Origin of the sequence: Aliarcobacter faecis (assembly GCF_013201705.1) — a bacterium.
Lineage (GTDB): Bacteria > Campylobacterota > Campylobacteria > Campylobacterales > Arcobacteraceae > Aliarcobacter > Aliarcobacter faecis.
Window position 1 is genome coordinate 320,075 of the sequence record NZ_CP053837.1, and the last position, 21,425, is coordinate 341,499.

The 21,425-nt window shown below is 29.2% G+C and carries 17 protein-coding genes; 15 read left to right on the plus strand and 2 right to left on the minus strand.

Going from position 1 to position 21,425, the window contains the following annotated elements; genetic code table 11:
* Positions 1 to 21 precede the first annotated feature (21 nt).
* From rplA to AFAEC_RS01690, 14 genes are all read left to right on the plus strand, one after another.
* Positions 22 to 720, plus strand: a complete 699-nt coding sequence (gene rplA / locus AFAEC_RS01625) for a 50S ribosomal protein L1 (RefSeq protein ID WP_026806441.1) — start codon at positions 22 to 24, stop codon at positions 718 to 720.
* A gap of 163 nt (positions 721 to 883) precedes the next feature.
* Complete coding sequence (gene rplJ, locus AFAEC_RS01630; RefSeq protein WP_026806442.1) at positions 884 to 1,372, plus strand: 50S ribosomal protein L10; 489 nt, start codon at positions 884 to 886, stop codon at positions 1,370 to 1,372.
* Between the two features lie 48 nt (positions 1,373 to 1,420).
* Positions 1,421 to 1,789 carry a 50S ribosomal protein L7/L12 gene (gene rplL, locus AFAEC_RS01635; protein ID WP_026806443.1) on the plus strand — a complete coding sequence of 123 codons (369 nt, stop codon included), beginning with the start codon at positions 1,421 to 1,423 and terminating at the stop codon, positions 1,787 to 1,789.
* A 167-nt stretch (positions 1,790 to 1,956) separates the two neighbouring features.
* On the plus strand, positions 1,957 to 6,102 hold the full coding sequence (rpoB, locus tag AFAEC_RS01640; RefSeq protein ID WP_026806444.1) for a DNA-directed RNA polymerase subunit beta: 4,146 nt from the start codon (positions 1,957 to 1,959) through the stop codon (positions 6,100 to 6,102).
* Positions 6,095 to 10,621, plus strand: coding sequence for a DNA-directed RNA polymerase subunit beta' (gene rpoC / locus AFAEC_RS01645; protein ID WP_026806445.1), 4,527 nt, complete (start codon positions 6,095 to 6,097; stop codon positions 10,619 to 10,621). Before rpoB ends, rpoC begins: the two co-directional genes overlap by 8 nt.
* Before the next feature lie 28 nt (positions 10,622 to 10,649).
* A complete protein-coding gene (locus tag AFAEC_RS01650; protein ID WP_026806446.1) occupies positions 10,650 to 11,033 on the plus strand; it encodes a hypothetical protein in 384 nt (127 codons plus the stop codon).
* A gap of 39 nt (positions 11,034 to 11,072) precedes the next feature.
* Positions 11,073 to 11,360 carry a YciI family protein gene (locus AFAEC_RS01655; RefSeq protein ID WP_026806447.1) on the plus strand — a complete coding sequence of 96 codons (288 nt, stop codon included), beginning with the start codon at positions 11,073 to 11,075 and terminating at the stop codon, positions 11,358 to 11,360.
* A gap of 262 nt (positions 11,361 to 11,622) precedes the next feature.
* Positions 11,623 to 12,405 (plus strand): ABC transporter permease, encoded by a 783-nt coding sequence (locus tag AFAEC_RS01660; protein WP_026806448.1) that lies wholly within the window; start codon positions 11,623 to 11,625, stop codon positions 12,403 to 12,405.
* Complete coding sequence (locus tag AFAEC_RS01665; protein WP_034216689.1) at positions 12,393 to 13,157, plus strand: ABC transporter ATP-binding protein; 765 nt, start codon at positions 12,393 to 12,395, stop codon at positions 13,155 to 13,157. The genes AFAEC_RS01660 and AFAEC_RS01665 overlap by 13 nt, the downstream gene beginning before the upstream one ends.
* Entirely contained in the window at positions 13,154 to 14,386 is a 1,233-nt protein-coding gene (locus tag AFAEC_RS01670) for an NnrS family protein (protein ID WP_026806450.1), read from the plus strand. The genes AFAEC_RS01665 and AFAEC_RS01670 overlap by 4 nt, the downstream gene beginning before the upstream one ends.
* Before the next feature lie 24 nt (positions 14,387 to 14,410).
* Positions 14,411 to 15,379 (plus strand): ABC transporter substrate-binding protein, encoded by a 969-nt coding sequence (locus AFAEC_RS01675; RefSeq protein WP_026806451.1) that lies wholly within the window; start codon positions 14,411 to 14,413, stop codon positions 15,377 to 15,379.
* Positions 15,380 to 15,514: 135 nt separating this feature from the next.
* A complete protein-coding gene (locus tag AFAEC_RS01680) occupies positions 15,515 to 17,584 on the plus strand; it encodes a TonB-dependent receptor plug domain-containing protein (protein ID WP_026806452.1) in 2,070 nt (689 codons plus the stop codon).
* Positions 17,585 to 17,593: 9 nt separating this feature from the next.
* A complete protein-coding gene (locus AFAEC_RS01685; protein ID WP_026806453.1) occupies positions 17,594 to 17,995 on the plus strand; it encodes a hypothetical protein in 402 nt (133 codons plus the stop codon).
* A gap of 144 nt (positions 17,996 to 18,139) precedes the next feature.
* Entirely contained in the window at positions 18,140 to 18,841 is a 702-nt protein-coding gene (locus AFAEC_RS01690; RefSeq protein WP_026806454.1) for a peroxiredoxin, read from the plus strand.
* A 33-nt stretch (positions 18,842 to 18,874) separates the two neighbouring features.
* Here AFAEC_RS01690 and AFAEC_RS01695 read toward each other — a convergent pair whose 3' ends face one another.
* Together AFAEC_RS01695 and AFAEC_RS01700 are read right to left on the minus strand one after the other, a co-directional pair.
* Positions 18,875 to 20,020, minus strand: coding sequence for an MFS transporter (locus AFAEC_RS01695; RefSeq protein ID WP_026806455.1), 1,146 nt, complete (start codon positions 20,018 to 20,020; stop codon positions 18,875 to 18,877).
* 57 nt (positions 20,021 to 20,077) lie between these two features.
* The gene (locus AFAEC_RS01700; RefSeq protein WP_026806456.1) at positions 20,078 to 20,833 is read right to left on the minus strand and encodes an alpha/beta fold hydrolase; all 756 of its coding nucleotides are present in this window, start codon (positions 20,831 to 20,833) and stop codon (positions 20,078 to 20,080) included.
* A gap of 209 nt (positions 20,834 to 21,042) precedes the next feature.
* On the opposite strand from AFAEC_RS01700, the gene rpsL reads away from it, so the two are divergent.
* Positions 21,043 to 21,423, plus strand: a complete 381-nt coding sequence (gene rpsL, locus AFAEC_RS01705) for a 30S ribosomal protein S12 (protein WP_024775543.1) — start codon at positions 21,043 to 21,045, stop codon at positions 21,421 to 21,423.
* Positions 21,424 to 21,425: the final 2 nt, after the last annotated feature.

Consider the following 21,425-nt stretch of genomic DNA (forward strand, 5'->3'; position numbering starts at 1 on the left):
AATAAAATTGCGGAGAAGAATATGGCAAAAGTTTCAAAAAGATATAAAGCGTTAAGTGCAAAAGTTGAAGAGAGAAAATACTCTTTAGCTGAAGCTTGTGAAAAAGTAAGAGATTTAAAATCTGCTAAATTTGATGAAAGTGTTGAAATTGCACTTAATTTAAATGTAGATCCAAGACATGCAGATCAAATGATTAGAGGAGCAGTTGTTCTTCCAAATGGTACAGGAAAAACTGTTAGAGTTGCTGTTTTTGCAAAAGGTGTAAAAATGGATGAAGCAAAAGCTGCAGGTGCTGATATTGTTGGAAATGATGATTTAGCTGAAGATATTCAAGCTGGAAAAATTAATTTTGATGTTTTAATTGCAACTCCTGATTGTATGGGAATTGTAGGAAAAGTAGGAAGAATTCTTGGACCAAAAGGTTTAATGCCAAATCCAAAAACTGGAACAGTTACAATGGATGTTACAAAAGCAGTTAATGATGCTAAAGGTGGTCAAGTAACATATAGAGTTGATAAAAAAGGTAATATGCAAGCTGCTATTGGAAAAGTTTCTTTTTCAGCTCAAGCTATTAAAGAAAATGCTGAAGCATTTATCGGAGCTATCAATAAAGCAAAACCATCAACTGCAAAAGGAAGATATATTACTAATGCAGCAATTAGCTTAACAATGAGCCCATCAATTATTTTAGATAATATAGAATTATTAGAGATTAGATAAGGAGATTTCCTTATCTTTTTAGCATTCAAAAGTGTTGAAAATATTTCAATATTTTTGAGTGTTCAAAGCACTGAAATAAAACTGAAGACAGCTGGTAAAAGAGTATTTTCCTACTCTTTTGTAAGTCCCGCCTAGGATGATGTTTTGAAAGGAGGAAAATATAATGACTAGACAAGAAAAATTAGAAATTATAAACTTTTTATCTGTTGAGTTTAAAAACTCTTTAGCTGTTGTTGTTTGTGATTACAAAGGTCTTACTCATAAAGAGTTAGAAACTTTAAGAAAAGATGCAAAAGCTAATAATACTAAAGTTCAAGTTATAAAAAATACTTTAGTTACTAAGGCTGTTAAAGCTGCAGATTTAGGAGATATTGATTTAAGTGGAACAAATATCTATTTATGGTCAGAAGATCAAATTTCAGCTTGTAAAGTAGCTGATAAATTTGTAACTACTACAAAAGATAAATTCTCTATTAAATCAGGAATTATTGAAGGTCAAATTGCAGATGTTAATAGAGTTAATGCATTTGCTAAATTACCATCAAGAGAAGAGCTTCTTGGAATGCTTGCATCTGTATGGATGGGACCTGTTAGAAACTTTACTATTGGTCTTGATGCTCTTAAAAGAAAAAAAGAAGAGACGGCTGCTTAATTATTTAAGCTAACAAATATTTAAATAAAAAATTATAAAGGAAAAATTATGGCAATTTCTAAAGAAGACGTTTTAGAATTTATCTCTGGTTTATCTGTATTAGAATTATCAGAATTAGTAAAAGAATTTGAAGAAAAATTTGGAGTATCTGCTCAACCTGTAGCAGTTGCTGGTGCTGCAGTTGCTGTTGAAGCTGCTGAAGAAAAAACTGAATTTGATGTTATTATTCTTGATTCAGGAGATAAAAAAATCAATGTTATTAAAGAAATCAGAGCAATTACTGGTCTTGGATTAAAAGAGGCTAAAGATGCTGCTGAGCAAACTCCTTCTACAATTAAAGAAGGAATCTCTAAAGCTGATGCTGAAGCAATTAAAGCTCAATTAGAAGCAGCTGGAGCAAAAGTAGAAGTTAAATAATTTTATTTAACTCTTTGGTATATAGGAGATTTCTCCTATATATTTGGGCATCTTTGAAGGCTAAGGTTAAAGTTTTTTATAGGAATTTTAACCTTATCCTTTATGGATGCTTTTGTGCTTTATAATATTTAAAGCAAACTCAACCAAATTTTATAACAAGGTGTCAAATGTTAAACTCTTTAAAATCTGGTAATAGACTCAGAGTAGATTTCGCAAAAAATCCGCAAAAAATCGAAATTCCTAACTTATTACAATTACAACAAACTTCGTATGATACTTTTTTGATGATTGATCAAAAAGATAGATCAACTGCTGGTATAGAAAAAGTATTTAAAACAATATTCCCTATTCATGATGTTCAAAATAGGCTAACTTTAGATTACTTAGGTAGTGAAGTTGGAAAACCTAGATATGATGTTAGAGAATCAATGGTTAGAGGATTGACTTATTCAATACCTTTAAAAATTAATATTAGATTAACACTATGGGATCTAGATGAGAAAACTGGTGAAAAAATAGGTGTTAAGGATATAAAAGAGCAATCTTTATTTATTAGAGAAATTCCTTTAATGACTGAAAGAACATCATTTATTGTAAATGGTGTTGAAAGAGTTGTTGTTAATCAACTACATAGAAGTCCAGGTGTTATTTTCAAAGAAGATGAATCAAATACAACAGATAGTAAACTTTTATATACAGGACAAATAATTCCTGATAGAGGTTCATGGTTATATTTTGAGTATGATGCAAAAGATGTATTATATGTAAGAATTAATAAACGAAGAAAAGTTCCAATTACAATTCTATTTAGAGCATTAGGTTACTCAAAAGAGGACATTATTAAAATGTTCTATCCAATAGTAAATGTTAAGATTAAAAATAACAAATTCTTAACAGAGTTTAATCCTGATGACTTTATGGGAAGAATAGAGTACGATATCAAAGATGATAAAGGAAATATTGTAATTGGTGCTGGTAAAAGATTAACAGCAAGAAAAGCTAAAGCATTAATTGAAGGTGGTTTAAAACTAATTGAGTATCCACTCGAACTATTAATGGATAGATATACTGCAAATACAATTTATGATCCAGAATCAGGAGAAGTTTTATTTGATGCATTAACAAATCTTGATGAGATAAAACTTAAAAAACTTTTAGATTTAGGGTTTGAATCTTTTGATATTGCAAATGACTTATCTCCAAATGTTGATGATTCTATAATTAATGCATTTAAAGCTGATGGTGAGTCTTTAAAACTTTTAAAACAAACAGAGCAAATAGATGATGAAAATGATTTAGCTGCTATTAGAATTTATAAAGTTATGAGACCAGGAGAACCTGTTACTAAAGAAGCAGCTAAAGATTTCATTAAAAAACTATTCTTTGATCCAGAAAGATACGACTTAACAAAAGTTGGTAGAATGAAAATGAATCATAAGTTAGGAGTAAATGTTCCTGAATATGTTACTACTTTAACTTATGAAGATATTATTAAAACTGTTCAATATTTAGTGAAAGTTAAATCAGGAAATGGTCATATTGATGATAGAGATCACTTAGGTAATAGAAGAATTAGAGCTATTGGGGAACTTTTAGCAAATGAACTTCATGCAGGTCTTATAAAAATGCAAAAAGCAATCAGAGATAAGATGACAACTTTATCTGGTACTTTAGAAGATATTATGCCACATGATTTAGTAAACTCTAAAATGATTACTTCAACAATTACAGAGTTTTTTACAAGTGGACAATTATCACAATTTATGGATCAAACAAATCCATTATCAGAAGTTACACATAAAAGAAGATTATCAGCTCTTGGAGAGGGTGGTCTTGTAAAAGAGAGAGCAGGATTTGAAGTAAGGGACGTTCACCCAACTCACTATGGAAGAATTTGTCCAGTTGAGACTCCAGAGGGACAAAATATTGGACTTATCAATACTTTATCGACTTTCTCTAAAGTTAATGATTTAGGATTTATTGAAGCTCCATATAAAAAAGTTGTTGATGGTATTGTAACAAATGAGATTACATACTATACAGCTACTCAAGAAGAGGGACTTGTAATTGCTCCAGGAAGTACAAAAGTAGATGAAAATGGAAAAATTATTGAACCACTAATTGAAGTTAGAAAAGATGGTGAAATCCTTTTAATGGAGAGAAATAGTGTTGATTTAATTGATATCTCATCACAAATGGTTATGGGAGTAGCTGCTAGCCTTATTCCATTCTTAGAACACAACGATGCAAATAGAGCATTAATGGGTTCAAATATGATGAGACAAGCTGTTCCATTAATTAAGCCAACAGCTCCAATAGTAGGAACTGGATTAGAAAAAACGGTTGCAAGAGATTCTTGGGAAGCAATTAAAGCAAAAAGAGCTGGTATTGTAGAAAAAGCTGATTCAAAAAATATCTATATTAGTGGTGATGATGAAAATGGTGCATTTATTGACCATTATGAAGTACATAAAAATGTAAGAACAAATAATAATACAGACTTTGAACAAAGAACTATTGTACGAGCAGGTGATATAGTTGAAAAAGGACAAGTAATTGCTGATGGTCCTTCTATGGATAAAGGTGAACTTGCAGTTGGAATTAATGCTATGGTTGCGTTTATGCCATGGAATGGTTATAACTATGAGGATGCTATTATTTTAAGTGAAAGACTTATAGAAAAAGATGCTTTTACTTCTGTACATATTTATGAAAAAGAGATTGATTGTAGAGAATTAAAACATGGTAATGAAGAGATAACAAGAGATTTACCAGGTGTTAAAGAAGAAAATATTACTCATCTTGATGCTTCAGGAATTGTAAAAATTGGAACTTATGTAACTCCAGGAATGATTTTAGTTGGAAAAGTAACTCCAAAAGGAGAGATTAAACCAACTCCTGAAGAGAGACTTTTAAGAGCTATCTTTGGTGAAAAAGCAGGGCATGTTATTAATAAATCATTAGTATGTCCAACATCAATGGAAGGAACAGTTGTTGATGTAAAAGTTTTCACTAAAAAAGGTTATGAAAAATGTGAAAGAGCAATAGCCGAAATTGATTTAGAAAAAGCAGAATTAAATCAAAAACATCATGATAAATTATTGATGCTTGATAGAGAAGAAGCTTTAAAAATCAATGATTTACTATTAAAAACACCTTTAGCAAAAGATTTAGAGCTAGATGAAGTAACTTATAAAAAGGGAGAAGTTTTAAGTATTGATGTTTTAAATAGTGTTAATAGATTTGCAATGAAAAAAGTTGTATCTTCATATCCTAGAGAGGTTGAGAAAGCATATAACGATACAAAAGAGTATTTTATTAGACAAAAAGCAAGTTTAAGGGAAGAGCATGAAGAAAAACTTCAAATTTTAGAGCATGATGATATTTTACCAAGTGGTGTTATTTCTCAAGTTAAAGTTTATATTGCAACAAAAAGAAAGATAAAAGTTGGTGATAAAATGGCTGGAAGACATGGAAACAAAGGTATTGTTTCAAATATAGTTCCAAAAGTTGATATGCCATATTTAGAAGATGGAACAAGTGTAGATGTTATATTAAATCCACTAGGGGTTCCTTCTAGGATGAATATTGGTCAAATTCTTGAAGTTCACTTAGGACTTGCTGGAAGAAGACTAGGAAAACAAATTCAACATATTTTTAAAGCAAAAAGAGCTGAATTCGTATCTGAATTAAGAGCTAAAATGATTGAAATTGCAAGTGTTGCAAAACTGATGAATGCAAAAGATTTCTTAAATAAACTTGAAGATGAAGAGCTAATCAAATATGCACAAGATTGGGCAAAAGGTGTAAAATTTGCTACACAAATATTTGATGGGGTTAAAGCTGAAGAGTTTATAAGATTATTTGAATTAGCAAAAATGGATAGTGATGGTAAATCTGTTTTATTTGATGGTAAAACAGGTGAAAGAATGAAAGAAAGGGTAAATGTTGGTTATATGTATATGCTGAAACTTCACCACTTAGTTGATGAAAAAGTTCACGCAAGAAGTACAGGGCCATACTCACTTGTAACTCAACAACCAGTTGGTGGTAAAGCACTATTTGGAGGACAAAGATTTGGAGAGATGGAGGTTTGGGCATTAGAAGCTTATGGTGCAACAAATGTACTAAAAGAGATGCTTACAACAAAATCTGATGATGTTGAAGGAAGAACAAGAGCTTATAGAGCTATTGCAAATGGAGAAAATGTTCCAAATTCTGGAGTTCCAGAGACATTCTTTGTTTTAACAAAAGAGTTAAAAGCCTTAGCTTTAGATGTAGAGATTTTTCAAGAGGTAGAAAACGATGAGTAATAATGAAACAGTACTAGCACCAATAGAGATAAAAGAGTTAGAAAGACCACAAGATTTTTCAGCGTTTCAATTAAGACTTGCAAGTCCTGAGAAGATTCTTGCATGGTCTTGTGGAGAGGTTAAAAAACCAGAAACAATCAACTATAGAACATTAAAACCTGAAAGAGATGGACTATTTTGTGCGAAAATCTTTGGACCAGTAAAAGATTATGAGTGTCTTTGTGGTAAATATAAAAAGATGAGATATAAAGGTGTTGTTTGTGAAAAATGTGGGGTTGAAGTAACTTCTTCAAAAGTAAGAAGACATAGAATGGGTCATATAGAACTTGTTTCTCCTGTTGCTCATATTTGGATGGTTTCATCTTTACCTTCAAGAATTGGAACACTTTTAGGTGTTAAATTAAAAGATCTTGAAAGAGTATTATATTATGAAGCATATATCGTAAATGAGCCAGGTGAAGCATATTATGATGGTGAAAGAACGAAAAAAATAGAAAAATATGATATTTTAAATGAGGAGCAATATAGAACTGTTGCTGATTTATTTGAACACACTGGTTTTGAAGCAAAAATGGGTGGAGAAATTATAAAAGTTCTATTAGAGAAGTTAGATTTATTTGAGCTTTTAACACTTTTAAAAGATGAGATGGAATCAACTAAGAGTGAAGCAAAAAGAAAAACTATTATTAAAAGATTAAAAATTGTTGAAAACTTTATTAATAGTGGAAATAGACCTGAATGGATGATGCTTACTCAACTTCCTGTGCTTCCACCTGATTTAAGACCACTTGTTTCACTTGATGGTGGAAAATTTGCAGTTTCAGATGTAAATGATTTATATAGAAGAGTTATTAATAGAAATAACAGACTTAAAAGATTAACAGAACTTGATGCTCCTGAAATTATTATTAGAAATGAGAAAAGAATGCTTCAAGAAGCAGTTGATGCTCTATTTGATAATGGTAAAACAGCAAATGCAGTTAAAGGTGCAAATAAAAGACCTTTAAAATCTTTAAGTGAGATTATTAAAGGAAAACAAGGACGATTTAGACAAAACTTACTTGGTAAAAGGGTGGATTTTTCTGGAAGATCTGTTATTGTTGTTGGACCAAATTTAAATATGGATCAATGTGGTATTCCTAAAAAAATGGCTTTAGAGTTATTTAAACCACATTTAATGGCTAAACTTGAAGAAAAAGGTTATGCAACTACATTAAAAGCTGCAAAAAGATTGATTGAAGCTGAAACTAATGAAGTTTGGGAATGTTTAAATGAGATTGTTGATGAGTATCCAATTTTATTAAATAGAGCACCAACTCTTCATAAACTTTCAATTCAAGCATTCCATCCAGTATTAATTGATGGAAAAGCTATTAGATTACACCCACTTGTTTGTGCTGCATTTAATGCGGACTTCGATGGAGACCAAATGGCTGTGCATGTGCCTCTTTCTCAAGAAGCAGTTGCTGAAGCTAAAATTTTAATGATGAGTTCTATGAATATTCTTTTACCAGCATCTGGTAGAGCTATTGCTGTTCCTTCTCAAGATATGATTTTAGGTATTTATTATCTATCTTTAGTTAAAGATGGTGTAAAAGGTGAGCATAAACTATTTACAGATGTAAATGAGGTAAAAATTGCTTTAGAGATGGATCAAATTGATTTACATGCAAAGATTAGAACAAAACTTGATAATAAAATAGTTCAAACAACAGTTGGAAGATTAATTATTCATGAAATTTTACCATCTTTTGTACCTATGAGTTTATGGAATAAAATTCTTAAGAAAAAAGATATTGGAGCTTTAGTTGATTATATCTATAAAGAAGCTGGATATGAAGTAACTCCAAGATTTTTGGATAACTTAAAAAATCTTGGATTCAAATATGCAACAAAAGCAGGTATTTCAATATCTGTTGATGATATTAGAGTTCCTGATAGTAAAGTAGGACATATTACTAAATCTAAAAAAGATGTAATTGAAGTTCAAAAACAGTTCTTTCAAGGTCTTTTAACAGAGCAAGAAAGATATAATAAAACAATTGATATTTGGACAGAAACTAATAATAAATTAGGTTCTGAGATGATGGAACTTGTAAAAGGTGATAAAAATGGATTTAACTCTATTTATATGATGGCTGATTCAGGAGCAAGAGGATCTGCAACTCAAATTAGACAATTATCTGGTATGAGGGGTCTTATGGCTAAACCTGATGGGACTATTATTGAAACTCCAATTATCTCTAACTTTAAAGAGGGATTAAATGTTCTTGAGTACTTTATTTCTACTCACGGAGCTAGAAAAGGACTTGCAGATACAGCTTTAAAAACAGCAAATGCTGGATATTTAACAAGAAAGCTAATAGATGTTTCTCAAAATGTTAGAATTACGGCTGAAGATTGTGGAACTCATGAAGGTATAGAAATTACAGATATTACATCTGGAAATGAGTTAATTGAGTCTTTAGAAGAGAGAATTACTGGAAGAGTTATTGCAGAAGATATTATTGATCCTGTTTCAAATGAAATTTTGTTTACAGAAGGGACTTTAATAACAGAAGAGTATGCTAAAACAGTTATTGAAGCGGAGGTTAAATCTGTAATTATTAGAACTCCATTAACTTGTAAAATTGAGAATGGTTTATGTTCACAATGTTATGGATTAAACTTAGGAGAGCAAAGAAAAGCAAAACCAGGAGAAGCTGTTGGAGTTGTTGCAGCACAATCTATTGGAGAGCCAGGAACTCAGCTGACACTTAGAACTTTCCACGTTGGAGGAACAGCAAGTGCTACTCAGACTGAACGTGAGTTAAAAGCTGATAAAGAAGGATTTATTAGATATTATAATATCAAAAAATATGATACTTCAAATGGAAAATCTATTGTTGCAAATAGAAGAAATGCTGGAATTTTATTAGTAGAACCAAAAATCAATGCACCATTTAAGGGTAAAATTACAGTTGAAACTATTCATGAAGAAGTTGAATTAACAATTACAAATGAGAAAGAGACTAAAAAATATTATTTAAGAAAAAGTGATGTTGCAAAAGTAAATGAACTTGCTGGAATTTCTGGGAAAATTGAAGGTAAATTGTACTTACCATATAAAGATGGTTTTGAAGTTGATTATAATGATTCAATAGTAGAAATTATTAAAGATGGGTGGAATGTTCCAAATAGAATTCCTTATGCATCTGAATTAAAGGTTGCTGATGGAGCTCCTATTACTTCTAAAGTTATTGCAGGAGCAAAAGGAATAGTTAAATATTATAAATTAACTGGGGATTATCTAGAAAGAAGACATGATATTAAAGCAGGTGATAAAGTTGTAGAAAAAGGTCTTTTTGCTGTTGTTGCTGATTCTGATGATAGAGAAGCTATAAGACACTATATTTCAAGAGGTTCTTCAATAGTTTTAAATGATAATAGTGAGGTTGAAAAAGATTCTCTTATTTCATCTCCAACTGTTTCTGAGCAAACTGTGATTGCAGAATGGGATCCATATGCAAATCCAACAATTGCTGAAAAAGCAGGGGTTATAAGTTTTGAAGATATTATACCAGGAGTTACTGTTTCTGAACAATTTGATGAACTAACAGGTAGTTCAAAACTAGTTGTTAATGAGTATATTCCAAGTGGATATAAACCAACGATTCTTATTGCAACTGATGATAGTGAGATAATAAGATATACTTTAGACCCAAAAGCATCTCTAAATATTGCTGAAGGAAAAAGAGTAGAGATTGCGGATATTATAGCAAAAACACCAAAAGCTACTCAAAAATCTAAAGATATTACAGGAGGTCTTCCTAGAGTTTCTGAACTATTTGAGGCTAGACGACCAAAAAATATCGCTATTTTAGCTTCATTTGATGGAATTATAACATTTGGGAAACCATTAAGAAATAAACAAAAACTTGTAATTACAGATGAAAATGGAAATACTACAGAGTATTTAGTAGAAAAAGGTAAACATATTTTAGTACATGAAGGTGAGTTTGTACATGCTGGAGAGGCATTAACAGATGGACAAGTTTCTCCTCATGATGTATTAAGAATTTTAGGAGAAAAAGCTCTTCACTACTTTATTGTTTCTGAAGTTCAACAAGTTTATAGATCTCAAGGGGTTAATATTGCAGATAAACATATTGAGGTTATTACATCACAAATGTTAAGACAAGTATCTATTCTTGATGGTGGAGATACTAAATTTATAGTTGGAGATATGGTTTCTAAAAAGAAATTTAAACTTGAAAATGAAAAAATTGTAAGAATGGGTGGACATCCAGCGATTGCTGAACCAGTTTTACTTGGTATTACAAGAGCAGCTGTTACAAGTGATAGTATTATCTCAGCAGCATCTTTCCAAGAGACTACAAAGGTATTAACAGAAGCAGCAATTAGTGCGAAAATGGATATGCTTGAAGATCTAAAAGAGAATGTTGTAATAGGAAGAACAATTCCTGTTGGAACAGGTATATACAAAGATCAAAAAGTAAAATTCTCAGAAGAAAAATAATAGGGCTTTGCCCTATTAAACTTATAATATGGAAATAATCTATCTTTTTTTTATCTTTATTGCTATTGAACTCTTTGAGACAAATTGGCAAAAATCTGACACTTTATATGGTTTACTAGAAAATAATTTTTTGGCTTTTAGAAAAAGTGTATTTTTATACTTTATTTTACACTTATCATTTTTTTATACAATTTATTTAAGCTTTACCTTAAATAATTTTGGATTTTGGATGAGTTCTATTATTGTTTTAAAATTTTTAGATATTAGTTTAAAATTATCTATTATGAAGAAATTATCAAATGGTTTAACTTTAGAAGAAATTATTCCTTTTAATGCGAATATTTCGCCAGTTTTAAGATATTTGAATGTTTTAATTTATCCATTAAGCTTTTTATTTGCCACAGCTTTATAAGTTTTGTGATAAAATCAAAAAATTTTACAAAGGAAAAAAATGCAATATTTAATAATAGCTTATGATTATGATGATGCTCTTGAAAGAAGATTAAAAGCTAGAGATGAGCATGTAAAAGCAGCAAGAGAACTTATGGCTAAGGGAAAAATAATAACTGCTGGTGCATTAATTGAAGATGATAAAATGGTTGGTTCATCTTTATTTGTTGATTTTGAAAATGATGAAGAGCTTGATGCTTGGCTTGAAAATGAACCTTATGTTCAAAATAAAGTTTGGAATTTGGAAGAGATACAGATAGTTCCTGTTAAGTTACTTCCAAAGAATTAGAAACTAACTCAAATAAGCCCTTTTTATAGGGTTTATACTACTTATGAAATCGTAAAATATAGAAATTTAAATAAAATCAAATATTTTTTAACTACAAGAAAGATAAATAAAAAATAAGCATCTTAAAATACTAAGGATACCAAAAGTAATTTGTATGAGTATAAATAAAGATACTTAGCTGATTTTATCTACACTTAACTTAAGTCAATAATAATTAATATCAATTCCTATATAATAAAAAAAACTTAATTTGGGAATTAAAATGAAATTTTTTATAAAAATTCTAAAAGATTTTCCTAGCTACCTTTGGAGTGGTTGGGGTTCGGTCGCTTCTATCTTTTTATTTTTTGCTTTATGGGATTTTGGTCATCAAGTATATGGTGATTTAATTCTTCCTAGTCCAAAAGATACTTTTATTGCTTTAAGCTCTATATTACAAGACTCTTCTATGCAAAATGAGATATTAATTACTATAAAAAGAGCATTAATTGGTTTTGGAATTGCAATTTTAGTTGGTTCAGTATTAGGACTTCTTGCAGGGCTTTTTATAACAGCATCAATTATGAGTCGTCCAATAGTAACAATACTATTTGGAATGCCTCCAATTGCATGGATAGTTCTTGCTATGATATGGTTTGGAATGGGGGATACAACCGTTATTTTTACAGTATTTATTGCCTCTTTCCCTATTGTTTTTGTTGGAGCTTTACAAGGAACTAGAACAATTGAAGGAGATTTAAAAGAGATGGCAGATAGTTTTCATCTACCATTTTCTATGAAACTTTTTGATTTATATTTACCACATATTTTCTCTTATATATTTCCTGCTTATATAAGTGCATTAGGAATGTCATGGAAAATTGTTGTAATGGCTGAACTATTAGCAACAAGTGATGGTTTAGGTTCAGCCCTTGCTATTGCAAGAAGTCAGCTTGAAACATCTACTGCTTTGGCACTTGTAAGTATAATGATTGGAAGTTTACTTTTAATTGAATATCTTATTTTAGAGCCAATAAAAAAGGAGCTTGAAGCATGGAGAAATTAGACAAAGAAGCTATTGAAGAGCTTGTTGTAAAAGAGGTAAATTTCTCTTTTGGTTTTAAAGAGATTTTAAAAGATATAAATTTCACTTTAAAAAAAGGGAAAGTTATCTCTATTGTGGGTCCAAGTGGTGGTGGAAAAACTACACTTTTGCATCTTTGTTCAAAACTTTTAAAACTTGATGAAGGGAGTATAAAAAATAGTTTCTCTTCAAGCTCTTTTGCTTTTCAAGAGCCACGACTGCTTCCTTGGAAAAATGTAATAGATAATATTGCTTTGGGGCTTAGAGCAAAAGGTTTAAAATATAAAGTTTGTATAGAGGAAGCAGAAAAAATAGCATTAAAATTTGGATTAGATAAAGATGATTTTATAAAATTCCCAAAAGATTTAAGTGGTGGAATGAAACAAAGGGTATCTTTTGCAAGAGCTTTGGTTGTAAATCCTAGCTTACTATTTTTAGATGAGCCTTTTTCAGCTTTGGATATTGGGCTTAAAAAAGAGCTTCAAAATCTTCTTATAAAAGATATTGAAGATAAAAATTTAAGTGTACTTTTTATTACTCATGATTTGATGGAAGCAATAAGATTAAGTGATGAGATAATTGTTTTAAAAGCTGAACCAGTTGGGCATATTAAAAAGATTTTTACTATAGATGAAGCACAAATAAAAAGAGATGATGAATTTGTTTACAATAAAACAGCTCAGATTTTAAAAGACAAAGATATCATTTCAAGTTTTGAATTGGAGTTAAAATGACAGAATTTGAGAAGCAATATGCTTCAAGACACTATTTATACTATCCAAAAGGTGATTTTCCAGTTTATTTAGCATATGGATTTAGACCTATATTTTTACTTCTAGCTCCATATATTGTATTAAGTATTGTTTTATGGGCATTTGTATTTGCAGGATATATAAATCTACCAATAGAAAATACCTTAAATTGGCATATATATGAGATGATTTTTGGAGTAGGGACTGCTATGATTGTGGCATTTTTCCTTACAGGTTTACCAGAGCTTTTTCCTAGTGTTGTGCCAATTGTTGGAAAGAAATTAGCATATATTGTAGCTTGGTGGGTTTTAGGGCGATTTTCTTTTTGGTTTATTGACTATTTTGGAGTTCTTTTTGTAGGATTTATAAATGTAAGTTTGATGGCTTATATCTCATATTTAGCTGCAATTCCTGCTTTTAAAGATAGAAATAAAAAGCATGTATCTTTAGCTTACTCTATGGTTTCAATAGTTTTGGTTCAAATACTTTTTTTTGTAAGTGAGGCAAAAATTGTAGAACTAGACTCTTTTAAAGTTCTTATTTTATCTCTATCTTTGATGTTAGTTTTAATTCTTTTGGCTTTAAGAAGAGTTAGTATGGAGTCAATTAATGAACTACTTGAACAAGAAAATATTGATGAGACATTTTTAGCAAAATCATTTAGATATAACCTTGCAATTTTTTGTCTGCTTTTATATGGTTTTGTAGAGTTCTTTTTTCCAGCTAATTCAACTTTAGCTTATATCTGTTTTGCTTGTGGAGCGGCAATACTTGGGATTTTAAATGATTTTGTTTTAAAAGATAATAATATCTTATTTAAACCATTTGTTTTATATATCATAAGTATAATCTTACTTACAAGTATTGGATTTTTCTTTTTAGGTTTTAACTATTTATTAGAGTTAAATGTTACAAATCATTTTAGACATTTTTTAACAACAGGAACTTTTGGTATGGTTTTTTATGTCATTATGATAATAGTATCTACAATTCATACAGGAAGAGCAATTTTTACAAATCTAGCTCTTACATTTGGACTTATTTTAATAATAATTTCTACATTTATTAGAGCTTTTATTCCATTTTATTTGGAGTATAGTATGGTTTTATATATATTGTCTTCAATTCTTTGGGCAATACCATTTATAATTTATATGAAAACTTTTTTTCCATTTTTGCTAAAACCAAGAGCAGATGGAATAAAAGGTTAAAATTTACAAAAAGGAAAGATATTTATGAAAAAACTTTTATTAATACTATTTATATTTAGTAATATTTTCGCAAAAGATGAAAATAGTATCGTAATAGCTGGACCAATAGCAAGTGTTTCACACCCAATATTATATATGGTTCAAGAGAATGTTTTAAAAGATATGGGTAAAAAGTTGGAGTTTAAACTTTGGAATAATCCAGATGAATTAAGAGCTTTAATTTTAAAAAAAGAGGTTGATTTTATAGCACTTCCTACAAATGTTGCTGCAAACTTATATAATAAAGGTGTAGATTTAAAACTATTAAATGTTTCAACTTGGGGAATATTAGGCTTAGTAAGTCGCGATAAAGATTTAAAAACAATAGAGGATTTTAAAAATAAAGAGATAATTGTACCTTTTAGAGCAGATATGCCAGATATTGTTCTTCAATCTCTTATAAAAAAATCAAATCTTGACCCTAAAAAAGATTTTAAAATAAATTATGTAGCAACTCCTGTTGATGCTATGCAGATGTTGATTTTACGAAGAGCAGACCATGCACTTTTAGCTGAACCTGCTATTTCTATAGCTTTAAGAAAAACAGGTTCTTTTCCTGTAAAATTAATAGCGCCAGATTTATATAGAAGTGTTAACTTACAAGAGGAATGGGGAAGATTATATGGAGTTGAAGCTAAAATCCCTCAAGCTGGACTTGCTATTATTGGAGATACAAAAGGAAAAGAAGAGCTTATAAAAAAAGTTTTAGAAGAGTATGAAAAAGCACTAAATTGGTATAGAGCGAATAAACAAGAAGCTAGTGAACTTGTAGTTAAAACTCTTCCTATGTTAGAAGTTGAAGGTTTAGCTGATTCAATAGAACATGTGAATTTTGCAAATGTAACAGCACAAGATAGTAAAAAAGAGTTAGAGTTCTTTTTTGAAGTTTTAATGCAAAATGATCCAAAACTAATAGGTGGAAAGCTTCCTGATAGTAAATTTTATTTTGAGTAATAAATTCTGATTTTATTCAAAATATATATAAATAAAAATTATATAAGTATATTATAAAAACTTATTGATTTGTGTCAATAAGTTTTTTATATTTATATGTTATGATTTTCATTATTATTATATAAAGGAAAGGTTTTGAATAAGAGAATTATTATTTCAACAATAGCTTCATTTTTTGCTTTACAAAGTTTAAATGCAAATGAGGTAAAACTAGAAGAGATTTTAGTTACAACTGCTACAAAAACTCAAAAAAGTATAGATGGTGTTAGTGCTTCTATTGTTGTTATCACAAAAGAGGATATAGAAAAAATTAGTGCAACAACACTAAAAGATGTTTTAGATAAAGTTCCTTCAATTAACTCACAATTTGGAAGATTTCCACACGCAAGTGCTTTATCAAAGGGGTCAATTTCAATAAGAGGTGTTGGAGCAAATGGAACTTTAATTTTACTTGATGGAAAAAGATTAAGTGGTGAAACAGAGTCTCCTTATGAGATGAGTAGAATACCAGCTTCTATGATAGAGAGAATAGAGATAGTAAAAGGTTCTATGAGTACACTTTATGGTTCAGATGCAATAGGTGGAGTAATTAATATTATTACTAAAAAAAATATTGGTACATACCAAACAACTTTAGATGTGAAATATGGTTCAAATGCCTACTCTCAAGCAAGAGAAAAAAATGCAAATTTCTCAACTATGGGAAATATTAATGGATTTAAATATAAAGCTTATGCTTCAACTCTTGATACTTCTTCTTATAAAATAGATAAAGCTTATAAACAAAAAGTTATAAATCCAAATACAGGAGCAGAAATTCTACCAGCAGGTAATCCTCAAAGTGGAAAAAGTGGAGTTTTAGGAGTTACTTATGGAGATGAATCAACTGTAAATACAACAGGAGTTAGTTTAGAAAAAAATGTTACAGATAATTTAACTTTAGGAGTAGATTTTAACTACTTTAAAGAGGATAGAAAGGGACAATATTTAGGTTCATCTCAAGGAACGAATTTAAATGGAATGATTTTAAATACACCAGTTAAATCAAAAGATGATAATAGTAGAGTTGATTATTCAGCTTTTGCAAAATATTATGTAAATGATGATTTATCTACAAGTTTAAGATTTTATGAGTCATATTATAAAAAAAGAAATGAAACAACTCCTATAAATTTTGCAGGTCCAGTAAATAAAAAATTTAGTGCAAATGTAAAGATAGATAATATTGAATCAATTACAACTTATGCTTTAAATAACGCAAATTTACTTACTTTTGGTCTTGATTATAGAAAAGAGACAAGAGATAGTGCTGCAATAAATCCAAATCCACAATCAAGTGAATTTGTACAAAAAACTATAGAGTATAAATCTGTTTATTTACAAGATGAGATAGAATTAACAGATAGTTTAAATGCAACAATTGGTGCAAGATATGATGATATATCAAATGCTGATAGCAAAGCTACTTTTCAAGCAGGAGTTGTGCAAAAACTAGGTGATAATACAAGAATTAGAGCAAATTATGCGAGTGGTTATAGAGCTCCTGATATTGCAGAGCTTTATGTTGTTGCTCCATTATTTAAAGATGGTAAAAGATACGGTTCAGAAGTTATAAATGCTTTTAAAACTTCTGCTTATGATTTAAAACCAGAGAAATCAGATACTTTTGAATTAGCACTTGTAAATAGTTTTAATAATTTTAACTCTGAAATTGTATTATTTAAAACTATTGTAAAAGATAAAATTGAGAGTGTTCCTTATGGCACAGGAGGGAGTAAATACTATACATCTGAGAATTTAGATAAAGTTGATATAAATGGAGTTGAGGTTAATTTAGATTATAAATTTAATGATAGTTTTGATACTACATTTAATTTAACATATCTTGATACAAAGGATAAAAGTACAAATAAAGAGCTTACATATACTCCAAATTTATCAGCATCTTTAAATCTAAATTATAAAATCTTAGATAATCTATCTTCAAATTTAGCTCTTAGATATATTGGAAAACAGTATGAAGATCAATTAAATAGAAATAAAGTAGATGATTATACTTTGGTTGATTTAGGTTTATCTTATGATATTAATAAAATTTTTACTCTTTATGGAGGAGTTGATAATATCTTTGATAAAAAAGTTAATGAAAATGTAGATATAAATGTAGGAACATATTACTTTGCTGGACTTAGAGCAAAATTTTAAAGGAATTTTATGTATGAACTCTTAAAAACTATACACATAATAACTATTGTTTTATTTGTAGGAACTGTATTTTTTAGAACATTTGTTTTATTTAAATTATCAAAGATTTATGAGAAACAAGAGAGTATGAAAATACAAAAGTTTTTAGGAAATGAAGCTAGAAAAATAATAAGGATAAATAACTCTATCCTTATTATCTCTGGAATTTTATTATATACACTATTTTATATGAAAAGTGCCTCTTTGATACTTATAATAAAAGCAATTTTAGGATTACTTTTAGCTTTGGCATTTTTTGGTATTCCAAAGTTTTTAGAAAAAATCAATACAAAGCCTAAATTTACAATACTTTTCCACTATTTTTATTTTTCATTACTACTTTTAGTTATTATTTTTTCTCAATATATTTAAATAAAATATATAATCATAAGTAAAACTTATTATTTTTAAATAAATTTATATTATAATTTAAGGATGTTTTAATAATTATTCAAATAGTATTCTATTTATCAAAGGATAAATATTATTCTTTGTAAAAAATTTAAGGAGTTTTTTATGGCTTGTGATACATCTATAAAAGCAAGAGAAGATAAAAAAATAGTTAAAAATGAAAATTCAAATGAAATAATAAAGGATAAAAAAATGAGTTCTACAATGGTTTTAAGAAGAATGCCAGAATTTAAAATGAGTGCATATAATGCAGCAACAGGACACTATACAACAGTTTCAAGTGAAGATTATAAAGGAAAATGGACAGTAATTTGTTTCTATCCAGCAGATTTTACTTTTGTTTGCCCAACTGAAATAGCTGCTATGAATGCAAAATATGATGAGTTTACTGAGCTTGGAGTTGAGATTTTACCAGTTTCTACTGATACGAAATTCTCTCATAAAAGATTTGCTGAAACTGAGCCTATTTTAAAAGGATTAAAACTTACAATTGGTGCTGATACAACTAAAAGTGTAGCTTCTGATTTTGGTGTATTATTAGAAGAAGAGGGAGTTGCTTTAAGAGGAAGATTTTTATTTAATCCAGATGGAATTTGTGTAGCTCAAGAAGTTCAAGCAGATAGTGTTGGAAGAAATGTAAATGAGTTCTTAAGACAAGTTAGAGCTTGGCAACATGCAAGTAAAACTGGTGAAGTTTGCCCAGCAGGTTGGAGACCAGGTAAGAAAACACTTCCAGTAAATACTGATGTTGAGCAGATGACAGGAAGAGTTGGAGATTATATCACTTTAGAAGAGATACTATCTTAATATCTTAAAGAGACAAAGTATTACTTTGTCTCTTTAAACTCTATATTTTTTATAAAAAATCATACACAAAATAAGCCCAAAAAATGCCATAAATGCTCCAACAAGAGCAGGATATTCAAATCCTAATCCATATAAAAGTGGAATTCCACCAAATAAAGCTCCTAAAGAGTTTGCTACATTAAAAGCAGCTTGCATAAAAGCAGCTCCTAACATTTCAGAGTTTTTTGCACTTTTTATCATTACCATATTTATAGGAGTTCCAATACTCATAGCAAAAACTCCACAAATAAAGGTTAAAGCTAAGGATAAAAACTTATTTTCAGATAAGAAAAAAACTAGGATAAGAAAAAATACCATTAAACTCAAAAGATAAATTGCAACTTTTATTGGATCTTTTTTATCTGCTAAATAACCACCTAAAATATTTCCTAAAACCATTCCTACTCCTGCAACAAGCATAAGATATGAAATAGAACTAGGTTCAAATTTTGAAACATTAATTAAAAGAGGTGCAATATAACTAAACCAAGCAAAAAGTCCACCAAAACCAATAGCAACAATTAAAATAATATGCCAAGCTTTGATTGTAAGAAAAAACTCTATCTCCTCTTTGAAAGTTACAGTTTTAAGTGATTTTAGTTTTGGCATAAATTTAAATAGAGCTAAAATTGTCAAAACACCTAGTATACTAACAGCAAAAAATGCCCATTTATAGCTAAATTTATGCCCAATATATGTAAGAAATGGAACCATTAGTAAAATTGCCAGAGTAAGCCCAGAAAACATAGAGGAAACAGCTTGTGCCTCTTTACCTTTTTGTGCTAGTTTAATTGCAACTATTGTTCCAACTCCAAAGAAAGCTCCATGTGGAAGACCTGCTAAAAATCTTGACATGAGTAAAGTATTATAATCTGGAGCAATTATAGTAAAAGCATTAAATAGTGAAAATAGAATCATATAAACTATTAAAATATTTTTTGGTGGAAATTTTGAACTTAAAGCTACAAGTATAGGTGCTCCAATAACAACTCCAAAAGCATAAGCAGAGATTAAATGCCCAGCTATTGGAATAGATACTTCCAAATCTTTTGCAACATCTGGTAAAAGTCCCATAATAATAAATTCTGTTGTTCCAATAGCCAATCCACCAATAGCTAAAGGAAGTAGTTGTTTTGTCATAAAAATTTTACCCTTTTTTTATTTTCTTGGCATTTTATACAAAAAAGGTTAAAAAGGCTATTTGCACCAACTCTCTAATTGAGAAGTAAAAAGTACTGGAGACTCTATCATAGGATAGTGTCCAGCTTCTTCAAACTCTATAATCTCAATATCATCAAACTCTTGAAAATATTTTAGTACTTCATTTTTTGAAAATACTCTTAAATCATATTTTCCAGTAATAATTTTAATTGGAATATTAAGTTTTATTTTTTTGTCTTCTTCAAAATTTATATTTAAATACATACTCATATATCCTAATCTTGCTTCCAATATTGAAGAGTTTAAAGCTAGATTTATACGATAATTTTTCCAAGTTTGATTATATCTTTTACTTGATTGCTCTACAACTTCTTCTATTTTAGAACTATCTTTTGACATTTGTGATAATAAATTCTCTTTTGCTTTAGGGGTACTTTTTACACCTTTATAACTAATGGGAGTTATTAAAATAAGTTTTTTTACTCTCTCATCACTAGAAGATATATGTTGAGCTATCATAGTAGACATTGAGTGAGCTACTAAAATATACTTATCTATTTTTAAAGAAGAGATAAGATTTATTACATCATTTTTAGCTTCTTCTAAACTATATTCTCCAAAAATATTTTTAGATTTTCCATAACCTCTTAAATCTATGAAAAAATAGCTAAAATTCTCTTTATCTAAATAAGGAATAGAAGCTTTATAATTTGTACAATCTCCAAATAGTTCATGTAAAAAAACAACTTTCTTTTGACCTTCTCCAAAATTTTTATAATTTAATATTTCCATTTAGATCCTTTTGAATAGGCTATTTTAATAAAAAAGAGATAATAAGGTAATAAAGCAAATATTAAGAGCATTTAGATATAATGCAAAACTTTTTTAGAAAACACTATATAGTTTCCTAGAATGGTAGTATCGCTTCAAAAAATTTTGAAGATTACGAGAAGCATGAGTAGGGCTATAGCTACTCAAACCAAATTAAGAAAAGGAAAGAGATGCCTACAATTAATCAGCTTGTAAGAAACGAGCGAAAAAAAGTGATTGAAAAATCAAAATCACCAGCATTAAAAAAATGTCCACAAAGAAGAGGAGTATGTACAAGAGTATATACAACAACTCCTAAAAAACCTAACTCAGCTTTAAGAAAAGTTGCAAAAGTTAGATTAACAACTGGATTTGAAGTTATTTCATATATCGGTGGAGAAGGACATAACCTTCAAGAGCACTCAATAGTGTTAGTAAGAGGGGGAAGAGTAAAAGATTTACCTGGGGTTAAATACCACATCGTAAGAGGTGCGTTAGATTCAGCTGGAGTAAACAACAGAACTGTATCTAGATCTAAATATGGTACAAAAAGACCAAAAGCTAAAAAATAAGT

Excerpts from the sequence above, each read along its gene's own strand:
- rplA (WP_026806441.1), top strand. The coding sequence starts at position 22 with ATGGCAAAAGTTTCAAAAAGATATAAAGCGTTAAGTGCAAAAGTTGAA.
- rplJ (WP_026806442.1), top strand. The coding sequence starts at position 884 with ATGACTAGACAAGAAAAATTAGAAATTATAAACTTTTTATCTGTTGAG.
- rplL (WP_026806443.1), top strand. The coding sequence starts at position 1,421 with ATGGCAATTTCTAAAGAAGACGTTTTAGAATTTATCTCTGGTTTATCT.
- rpoB (WP_026806444.1), top strand. The coding sequence starts at position 1,957 with ATGTTAAACTCTTTAAAATCTGGTAATAGACTCAGAGTAGATTTCGCA.
- rpoC (WP_026806445.1), top strand. The coding sequence starts at position 6,095 with ATGAGTAATAATGAAACAGTACTAGCACCAATAGAGATAAAAGAGTTA.
- AFAEC_RS01650 (WP_026806446.1), top strand. The coding sequence starts at position 10,650 with ATGGAAATAATCTATCTTTTTTTTATCTTTATTGCTATTGAACTCTTT.
- AFAEC_RS01655 (WP_026806447.1), top strand. The coding sequence starts at position 11,073 with ATGCAATATTTAATAATAGCTTATGATTATGATGATGCTCTTGAAAGA.
- AFAEC_RS01660 (WP_026806448.1), top strand. The coding sequence starts at position 11,623 with ATGAAATTTTTTATAAAAATTCTAAAAGATTTTCCTAGCTACCTTTGG.
- AFAEC_RS01665 (WP_034216689.1), top strand. The coding sequence starts at position 12,393 with ATGGAGAAATTAGACAAAGAAGCTATTGAAGAGCTTGTTGTAAAAGAG.
- AFAEC_RS01670 (WP_026806450.1), top strand. The coding sequence starts at position 13,154 with ATGACAGAATTTGAGAAGCAATATGCTTCAAGACACTATTTATACTAT.
- AFAEC_RS01675 (WP_026806451.1), top strand. The coding sequence starts at position 14,411 with ATGAAAAAACTTTTATTAATACTATTTATATTTAGTAATATTTTCGCA.
- AFAEC_RS01685 (WP_026806453.1), top strand. The coding sequence starts at position 17,594 with ATGTATGAACTCTTAAAAACTATACACATAATAACTATTGTTTTATTT.
- AFAEC_RS01690 (WP_026806454.1), top strand. The coding sequence starts at position 18,140 with ATGGCTTGTGATACATCTATAAAAGCAAGAGAAGATAAAAAAATAGTT.
- AFAEC_RS01695 (WP_026806455.1), bottom strand. The coding sequence starts at position 20,020 with ATGACAAAACAACTACTTCCTTTAGCTATTGGTGGATTGGCTATTGGA.
- AFAEC_RS01700 (WP_026806456.1), bottom strand. The coding sequence starts at position 20,833 with ATGGAAATATTAAATTATAAAAATTTTGGAGAAGGTCAAAAGAAAGTT.
- rpsL (WP_024775543.1), top strand. The coding sequence starts at position 21,043 with ATGCCTACAATTAATCAGCTTGTAAGAAACGAGCGAAAAAAAGTGATT.